Annotated in this window: 7 protein-coding genes and 1 pseudogene; 7 read left to right on the top strand and 1 reads right to left on the bottom strand. The window is 68.6% G+C overall.

The window, feature by feature from the left end; all coding sequences use genetic code 11:
• The first annotated feature begins 68 nt into the window (after positions 1 to 68).
• From D7V97_RS36185 to D7V97_RS46860, 7 genes are all read left to right on the top strand, one after another.
• Positions 69 to 371, top strand: coding sequence for a hypothetical protein (locus D7V97_RS36185; protein ID WP_120615178.1), 303 nt, complete (start codon positions 69 to 71; stop codon positions 369 to 371).
• A gap of 185 nt (positions 372 to 556) precedes the next feature.
• The gene (locus D7V97_RS36180) at positions 557 to 1,879 is read left to right on the top strand and encodes a putative sensor domain DACNV-containing protein (RefSeq protein WP_120615177.1); all 1,323 of its coding nucleotides are present in this window, start codon (positions 557 to 559) and stop codon (positions 1,877 to 1,879) included.
• Positions 1,880 to 1,994: 115 nt separating this feature from the next.
• A complete protein-coding gene (locus D7V97_RS36175) occupies positions 1,995 to 3,386 on the top strand; it encodes a PLP-dependent aminotransferase family protein (RefSeq protein WP_120615176.1) in 1,392 nt (463 codons plus the stop codon).
• A 34-nt stretch (positions 3,387 to 3,420) separates the two neighbouring features.
• Positions 3,421 to 5,634 carry a DPP IV N-terminal domain-containing protein gene (locus D7V97_RS36170; RefSeq protein WP_120615175.1) on the top strand — a complete coding sequence of 738 codons (2,214 nt, stop codon included), beginning with the start codon at positions 3,421 to 3,423 and terminating at the stop codon, positions 5,632 to 5,634.
• Between the two features lie 46 nt (positions 5,635 to 5,680).
• Complete coding sequence (locus D7V97_RS36165) at positions 5,681 to 6,253, top strand: DUF1629 domain-containing protein (RefSeq protein ID WP_120615174.1); 573 nt, start codon at positions 5,681 to 5,683, stop codon at positions 6,251 to 6,253.
• A gap of 67 nt (positions 6,254 to 6,320) precedes the next feature.
• Complete coding sequence (locus D7V97_RS36160) at positions 6,321 to 7,655, top strand: AHH domain-containing protein (RefSeq protein WP_120615173.1); 1,335 nt, start codon at positions 6,321 to 6,323, stop codon at positions 7,653 to 7,655.
• 212 nt (positions 7,656 to 7,867) lie between these two features.
• Positions 7,868 to 8,236 (top strand): DUF1629 domain-containing protein, encoded by a 369-nt coding sequence (locus D7V97_RS46860; protein ID WP_368668987.1) that lies wholly within the window; start codon positions 7,868 to 7,870, stop codon positions 8,234 to 8,236.
• A gap of 3 nt (positions 8,237 to 8,239) precedes the next feature.
• On the opposite strand, the pseudogene D7V97_RS36150 reads toward D7V97_RS46860, so the two are convergent.
• Positions 8,240 to 8,553 (bottom strand): annotated as a pseudogene (locus D7V97_RS36150) (MFS transporter); the annotation flags it as partial.

The following is an 8,553-nucleotide window of genomic DNA, read 5'->3' as shown; positions in this document are numbered from 1 at the left end:
GGTTGTAGGCGCGGGTGGGGGTCCCCATCGTCCCTGGCATGCGACGACGCGCGCGGGGGCGGACAGGCATGCGGTCCATCGACACCGAGGACGAGCGGATTGCCTCCCTGCTCGTGGCCGACGACGCGGAGCTGCCCTTCGAGGGCACCCGGGACCTGGAGGTGCGGCTGCGCGATGGGCGCTGCTTCGTGCTCACCGTGCACACCCTGGAGGCGCTGGAGGAACGACTGGGGGGCGCGCCGTCCTTCGTGGCGACGCGCCTGGTCGTGGTGCGGCGGATGTCGGATGGGGCGCTGCTCCACGCGGTGCGCTCGGCACTGGACCAGGGCGTGGAGCGGTTCGGCACGCTGCAGGCGCCCATCGAAGAATGACGTCGGCCCTGGATGCGGAGGTGTTGCCGTTCGCGCTCCCGCGGAGCGACGACCCGGCCCGTCCCGCGGCGGCGGTGCTACAGGTCGGGCCTGCTCCCGCGCGGGGCTGGAAAGCCGACGCCGCGATGCGCAGGGAGCGTGACTTCCTCCGGGAAGCCAGGAGGCGTGGGTATGCTGCGCGCCCGATGGATGAGCCCGGCCTGCAATATCCCGGAGAAGCCCTGCGCAGCTGGCTGCGCCAGTTCGCCAAGACGCCCGTGGCCGAGCCGACGTTGCGCCTGCTGGTCGTCCTGGCGGACACGGTGTTCTTCGCGAGCCTGGGCCGGGAGGAAGGCGAGGCCACGCGCGTGCGCATCGCCTACCACGCGCAGGGGTTGCCGGGCCTTCAGGCGGTGCGGGAGACGGTCTTCATCGGCGGTGCGAGGGGCCACCGGCAGGCGTGGGAGACGCTGCCCCTGGAGCCCAAGTCGAGCATCACCGACTTCAGCGTGGAGGCCCTGGTGAAGCTGGCGCCCGCCGCGCACCTGCCGCGCACGGCGGTGGTGGTGGGGCCGCGCGACGGGAAGCTGCGCATCCAGGGGCTGGCGCGGCGGGTGGAGTACACGGAGTTCCACGCCGAGGGCGAGGAGGACGTCTTCATCCTCCACGCGCCCGAGCCGGGCCACCTGGTGGTGAGCACCCAGGGCCGCGAGGTGTTCCGCTACGAGCAGGGCGCGCCGGTGCCCCCGGGGCGGCGCGTGGCGTTGCACGACCTGCTGTTCCACGAGGACAGCGCGGTGCGCTCGGCGCTGCTGGAGCATTGCGCGACGCTGGTGGAGTCGCTGCCGAAGGTGCAGCCGCTGATGGGCGGCAACCGCGAGTGGTACGTGTCCAACGCGGTGCAGGGCCTCATCCGGAAGATGGGGGCGCTGCATCACGGTGGACTGATTGCCTTCCTGCCCAAGCAGCACGACATGGAGCGCTTCCGCACGCGCGGCAAGTACAGCCTGCCGCAGGAGCAGGGCTCGCTGTTGCGCGAGCGATTGAAGCGCTTCGTGCAGGCGCGCGCGGACCTCATCAACGGCGCGTGGCGCGCGGAAGCCGGGAGGGCCGCCGGGACGGAGGCGCCAGAGGATCCGGAGCTGAAGAAGGCCGCCGCCGAGCACGACGACAAGGCGACCGAGAGCGACTTCCAGGCGCTCGTGGAGAGCATCGGGCAGCTCACCGCGGTGGACAACGCGCTGGTGCTGGGGCCGGAGCTGGAGGTGCTCTGCGCGGGGTATCAGATCGCCATCCCGCGCAGCGGTCCGCCGCAGGTCTTCGAGGCGCGCACGCTCCAGGGACGGCCCGGGCCGCACTACCCCATCAGCCAGCACGGGTCGCGCCACCGCGCCGCGGCCGTCTTCGCCAACCAGCACTCCGGCGCCATCGTGTTCGTCGCGTCGCAGGACGGCCCGGTCCGCTGCCTGCACCGGCCGCCCGGCAAGAAGAAGGTGCTGCTCTGGAGCCTCCTCCTCACGGAGGACTGAGTTCCCAGCGTTGAGGGGCGGGCCCGGGCCTTCCGACAGTCGCACGGGTACGCTTCGGAAATTGTCATGGTACAATTTGAGTTGTGTCCCATGACGCCTGTGCCCAAGGAAGGCCATGACCCGCTCCACCTGGAAGCCGCGCCTGAAACGGACCGGCGGGCCGCTGTACGCGGCGCTCGTCGACGCGCTCGCGGCGGACATCAGCGCCGGAAGGCTGCGCGCGGGGGACCGGCTGCCGACGCACCGGGAGCTGGCGGCCACGGTGGAGGCCTCCCTGGGGACGGTGACGCGGGCGTATGCCGAAGCCGAGCGGCGGGGGCTCATCCGCAGCCAGGTGGGGAACGGGACGTTCGTGAGGGACCTCACGGAGGCGGACCCGTACTCACCGCAGCTCGACCGGACGCGCATCGACCTGGGGCCCACGGCGGTGCCCATCGTGCCCGGGGACCTGGGGCACCTGTCGCTCGCCGCCGGGCTGACGCGCCTGGGAGGACGCGCGGACCTGGCCGCGCTCAGTGGCTATCAGGCGCACGCGGGCTCCGAGTCCCAGCGGGAGGCGGGGGCCCGCTGGCTCAAGCTCGCGGGGGTGCCCGCGACCACCGGGGAGGTCACGGTGTGCGGAGGGGCACAGCACGCCACCCTGATGCTGTTGTCATTGCTGGCGACGCCCGAGGGCGTGCTGGTGGAGGACATCACCTACCCGGGGGTCCTCAGCGCGGCGGAGTGGCTCCGGCTGCCCACGCACCCGGTGGCGCTCGACGCGGACGGGCTGATTCCGGAGGCGCTTGAGGAGGCCTGCCGGAAGAGCGGTGCCCGGGTGCTGTATTGCACCCCGACGAACCACAACCCGACCACGGCGGTCATGCCGTTGAAGCGGCGGCAGGCGGTCGTGGAGGTCTGCCGTGAGTTCGGGGTGACGATCATCGAGAACGGAGCGCTGGCGCCGCTCGTCGCGAAGGCCCCTCTCCCTCTCGTGGCGTTGGATCCCGGGCGGACGTATCACATTGGAAGTCTGTCCAAGGCGACGCTGCCCGCGTTGCGCGTGGGCTTCATCCGGGCCCCCGCCGAATCCCGCCGGGCGCTGGAGCATGCGGCCGCGGCGACGGTCTGGTCCGGGTCGCCCCTGTTGAATGAGATTGCCTCGCAGTGGATTGCCGACGGCACGGCCGAGGCCCTCCGCGACGCACGGCGGGCCGAAGCCACGGCCCGGCAATCCCTGGCGGCCTCCGTGTTGAAGGGCCACCCGTATGTCGCGCATGCCACCGCGTACTTCCTGTGGATGCCCATTCCCGAGCACCGCCGGGCCACGGAGCTGGTGGAGCAGGCGGCCGCGCGCGACGTGCTCCTGGGCCCCGCGCACCTGTTCGCGGCCCGCCCCGGCAACGCGCCCAACGCCCTCCGGGTGTCGCTCGGCGCGGCCAGCTCCCGCGCGGAGCTGGAGCGGGGTTTGAAGACGCTGGCGGAGCTGCTGGGCGCCACGTCCCCGACCCCGCGTCGCATCTCCTGACGTTCCCCTTCCCTCCTCGTCCCTGGACGTGCCCATGACCCCACCACGTGCCCGTGTCACCCTCCTGTTCCTGTTTGGAATGGCGCTGTTCGCGCCCTCGATGGCGATGGGGGCCGGGGATCCGCTCCAGGAGCGGCTCGACTTCTCCCATGCGTCGTTCCGCTTGCCGGATCACATCCGCGACACGCTGAGCCCTCCGCGATGGCTGCCCGAGGGCGAACGGTTCGTGTACTGGTCCATGGTCGACCCGTATCGGGAGACCTGGGTGCTGGTCGATGCACAGCGGAAGACCCAGCAGCCGCTGCTGTCACCCGATGCCCTGCGGACCCAGCTCACGGTGCTGCTCGGGAAGCCGCCCAAGCTGTCTGGCTTCATGCCCTTCACGCTCACGCCCGATGCGCAAGGGATTGCCTTCTCCGTGCAGGGCCAGGCGTTCACGCTGGGCCTGACCGACCGCCGCGTCGTGGCGCTCGCGCCCACGGATCCGGTCGCGCTGTCGTTCATCCCCGGCAATGCGCTGTCGCCAGATGGCAAGGCGGTCGCGGAGCAGCGGGAGGCCGGGTTCGCGGTGGTGGATGCCCAGGGGAAGACCCGGGTGGAGCGCACTGGCACGGAGGACAACGCGTGGCGGGTGCCTGAATCACCGTGGTCGCCCCAGGGCCGGTTCCTCGCGGTCTGGCGTGAGGACACGCAGGGCATGCACAGGCTTCCGGTGGTCGACTACAGCACCCCGTTGGAGAAGGTGACGTGGGCGCCCTATTCCAAGACGGGCACGCCCCTGATGCGCGCGGAACTGCACCTCGTCACGGTGGAGTCGGGACAGGTGGTGGCGGTCCCGCGTGCGGAGACGGAGGGCTATGAATGGTTCGCGGGCTGGCGTCCGGACGGGCGCGAGGCGTTCGTGCTCCGGCTGTCGCGGGATGGCAAGCGATTGGACCTGATGGCGGTGGATGCGATGACGGGCAAGAGCCGCCGCGTGCTGCGCGAAGAGCGGCCGGAGACCTTCGTGGGGGCGCTCGACTTCGCGCTGGAGGGCTGGTCGCGGCAGGTGAAGCCGCTGCCGGACAACCAGCACTTCCTCTGGATGTCCGAGCGGGATGGCTGGCGACACGTCTACCTGTATGACTATTCGGGCAAGCTCGTGCGCCAGGTCACCCGGGGCCCGTTCCCGGTCCACGCGGTGCTGGGCGTGGCGCCCAAGGGAGACACCGCGTTCGTGCTGGCTTCCGCGGAGCGTGAGGCTCCGTATGACCGGCTGCTGTACCGGGTGGCCATGACGGGAGGGGACCTGAAGCTCCTGTCCCCGGAGCCCGGGGTGCACCGGGTCGTGATGTCTCCCTCCACGCGGTACTTCGTGGATGGGCATTCCACCCGGACGCAGCCAAGGGTCTGGGATGTCGCCTCCACGGATGGACGGGCAACCTTCCGCTACGCGAAGGCGGACGCGAGCGCCTTGGCGGCGTTTCACTACACACCGCCGGAGCCGCTCACGGTGAAGGCAGCGGACGGCACCACACCGCTGTATGGCGTGCTCTACAAGCCGTGGGACTTCGACCCGAAGAAGCGCTACCCGGTGCTCGACATCATCTACGCGGGACCGTTCACGACGGTGGTGCCCTGGGGGTACGCGGGCAGTGTCGAGTCGTTCATCGCCCATTCAATGGCACAGCTCGGGTTCATCGTGATGGTGCTGGATGCACGTGGCACGCCGGGGCGGAGCAAGGCGTTCCAGGACGTGAACTACGGCCGCGTGGGCCAGACGGAGATTCCGGACCACGTCACGGCCTTGAAGCAGGCGGGAGCGAGCCGGCCCTACATGGACCTGGAGCGGGTGGGCATCCATGGCCATTCCTGGGGCGGCTACTTCGCGCTGAGGGGGATGCTGACGGCGCCGGAGTTCTTCAAGGCGGGCTACGCGGGAGCACCGGGTGCGCTGACGGAGGAGGCCCTCATCAACGAGCCCAACATGGGCCTGCTCGCGGAGAATGCGGCGGGCTACGCGGCGGGCTCCAACGAAGCGTTGGCGGGGAAGCTCCAGGGCGCGCTGAAGATGATGCACGGCACCAGCGATGTGAACGCATCGCTGTCCACGACGATGCGGATGGCCCAGGCATTGGTGCGAGCGAACAAGCACTTCGACCTGTTGATCATGCCCGGCGAGGGGCACAGTCCCAACGGGCCCGAAGGTCGGTACTACCTGGACGACGTCCGCCGGTTCTTCCTCCGGGAGCTGGGCGAGCCCAAATGACGGAAACCAACAAGTTACCTCCCCAGAAGCTTCGACGAAGCCGGATATGACAGGGCGCTACTTCGAATTGTCAGAGGACGTTTATGTCCCCAATCGCTGGTACCTGGGGGATCCGGTCGACGAGCAGTCAATGGAAGTCGAGGACCCGTGGATGTTCCGGGCCGGCAAGCCCGTTCACGTGACAGGCCGCCTCCGAATTCCCATTGATGAACCTGGACGGCCATTGGATTTTTCTTCGGCCGGCATCGGGACCGAGCCCATCATCCACGTCAAGGTCGCAACGATCTTCGCGGAGCTTGCGCCCAATGACGTCCAGCTTCTCGCGGTGGACATCGACGGGCAGCCCGAACAGTTCAGCATGCTGGTGGCAACCCGACTGCTCCGATGCATCGACGACAAGGCTTCCCGGGAGGTTCAATACTGGGAGCCCAAGCATGGCCAACCCGAGAAGGTGGGCCGTTATCGCTCCGTCGCAGGCATGCGCATTGACCCGTCGAAGGTGGGCGATGCCCAGGTCTTCCGGCCGTGGGGCTGGTCCATCGCCCTCATCGTCTCCAAAGCCCTCAAGACCGCACTGGAGCGCACCGGGGTCACCGGCATGCACTTCACCGAGGTGTAGCGACCAGCACGCATTCCTTGAGAGCTGTTACCGTGGCGCCCGCGGCTGAAGTGATTGCGAGGCGGACATGAAGCGGCTGGGGTGGGCGCTGCTGCTGGGAATGCTCGTGTCAGGCTGCGCGACGACGCGGGTCGTAAGCCTGGAGACGGACGACGGCGTTCGGACCGTCATCACGCCTGCTGAGGCCGAAGGTGCCTCACCCACCGCTACCCGGCTTGAGGATGACGAATTCAAGACGGCGGTGGAGACACTCGCGCGGGAGGTCCGGCCGTCTGCCCATCCCCTGCGAGAGGCCCGCGAGCTGTTCGGGCTGCCGGAACGGAGCGGCCTGTATGGCTTCAGGGCGCGGACCCGGCAGATTGTTCCCCTGGGCGAAGCGGAGGTGCGTGACCTGCACCTCCTGGATTCATCCGACGACCTGACACGCGGCTACAAGCGCTGGTGCGAGCACAAGAAGCAGGCTGGAGACTGCTTGCGGCTGCTGGACGAAGGGCCGTTGCTGGGAAGCGACGGCCGCTATGCGCTGGCCATGGCTGTCGCGATGGATTCGGTGTGGCGCGAGACGTCCGAGGCCCTGGAGGACCTGGCGAATCCCCAGGCAGTGCTGGCCACGATGACCTCCGCCGTGACGATGTACCTGTTGCTCTGGGCCCTGCCAGAGCCCCTGTCCAAGGGACTCGCCGCCCTGATGACCGCCACGGCAATTGCGTACCTGGGCGTGGACACGGTGTGGCGCATCCTGGATGGCTGGGTGACCCTGGTGCGCCACGTGGACCAGGCCACCACGTTCGTCGAGGTGCGCGACGCGGGAGAAGCCTACGGGGAGGTGCTGGGCGAGAACGCGGCGCGCATCTTCGTGATGCTGGCGACCGCGGCTGTGGGCAATACCGTGGGGCTCGCGACGAAGGTCCAGGGACTCCCTGGGTCCGCGCAGGCCGCGCTCGCCGTGGAGACGCAGGCGGGGTTCCAGTACGTCGCCCTGGGAAGCGTGCGCTCCGTGGCGATGACGGCCGAGGGCTTCACCATCGCGCTCGCACCCAACGCGCTCGCGATGTCATCGCGCCGGGGGCCGCCCCAGCGCCATCACCTGGCCACCATCCGGAATGAGAAGTCCTCGAAGAACGGCGGGCCGTGGACACCGATCTTCCGGAAGCTCTTCAAGAAGGGAGGCATGGAGCTGAAGGATCCGGAGAACATCGTCACAATCAAAGGGCACCGGGGACCGCATCCACGGGAGTATCATGAGCTCGTGCTGAGGCGGTTGAGCAATGCCACAAGAACCTGCCGGACCGTGGTGCAATGCCGCGAAGCCCTGACGAGTGCACTTCAGGCGCTCGCCGAGGAAGCCAATGCCCCAGGGACACTCCTCAACAATCTCCTGACATCACGCAAGGCACGCTGAATACCACCCATATGGCTGCTCGATTCTTCGAACTTGAGGCGGACCTTCATGAAGGAAATTGGTACCTGGACGACCCCGCCGATACGAATTCGATAGAGGTCGACAACCCTTGGATGTTCGGAGAGGGAAAGCCTGTTCACGTCACAGACCGCCTCCGGGTTCCCATCCTTGAGCCTGGAAAGCCTCAAGACTTCTCCCTGGCGGGAGTGGGCTTGACGCCCATCATCCACGTCAAGCTCGCGAACGTGCTCATGGAGAAGGCTGCCGACGACGTGCAACTCATCCCCGTCGACATCCCGAAGCACCCGGATCAGTACGTCCTCCTGGTCGCGACGAAGCTCATCCGCTGTATCAATGAGCAGGCCTCCGAGGAGATCCGCTTCTGGGAAGCGAAGCACGGTCAGCCAGAAAGGATTGGCGAGTACCACTCCGTCTACGGCATGCGCATCGACAAGTCGAAGGTGGGCAACGCCCAGCTCTTCCGCCCATGGGGCTGGAAGGTCGCCCTCATCGTCTCCGAAGACCTCAAGACCGCGCTGGAGCGCACTGGCCCCACCGGTATGCGGTTCATCGAAGTCTAACGCTCACGCCTCGCGCGCGACGTTGCCCTCCCGTCCCGGCGCCTCCAGGGCCATCCCCAGCGCGGCGACGGTCGTGAGCCCCGCGGCGATGCCGAACTGCAGCGCGAAGTGCCCCCTCGCCAGGGACAGCGCCGCCACCGCCAGCGACCCTCCCAACAGCCGCATCGAATACAGCGTGCTCGTCACGATGCCCCGGTACTGCCAGGGCGCTCGCGACTGCGGCCCCAACAACGAACTGCTCGCCGCCAGCGCGAACCCCAGGCCCACGCTCGCGCGCATGCCTCCCCGCACCAGCACCTTCACGCCCACCGTCGACC

The organism is Corallococcus sp. CA053C (assembly GCF_003611675.1).
Classification (GTDB): Bacteria; Myxococcota; Myxococcia; order Myxococcales; family Myxococcaceae; genus Corallococcus.
This window is presented reverse-complemented; position numbering and strand designations above follow the sequence as displayed.

Excerpts from the sequence above, each read along its gene's own strand:
- D7V97_RS36160 (WP_120615173.1), top strand. The coding sequence starts at position 6,321 with ATGAAGCGGCTGGGGTGGGCGCTGCTGCTGGGAATGCTCGTGTCAGGC.
- D7V97_RS36180 (WP_120615177.1), top strand. The coding sequence starts at position 557 with ATGGATGAGCCCGGCCTGCAATATCCCGGAGAAGCCCTGCGCAGCTGG.
- D7V97_RS36170 (WP_120615175.1), top strand. The coding sequence starts at position 3,421 with ATGACCCCACCACGTGCCCGTGTCACCCTCCTGTTCCTGTTTGGAATG.
- D7V97_RS36165 (WP_120615174.1), top strand. The coding sequence starts at position 5,681 with ATGACAGGGCGCTACTTCGAATTGTCAGAGGACGTTTATGTCCCCAAT.
- D7V97_RS36185 (WP_120615178.1), top strand. The coding sequence starts at position 69 with ATGCGGTCCATCGACACCGAGGACGAGCGGATTGCCTCCCTGCTCGTG.
- D7V97_RS36175 (WP_120615176.1), top strand. The coding sequence starts at position 1,995 with ATGACCCGCTCCACCTGGAAGCCGCGCCTGAAACGGACCGGCGGGCCG.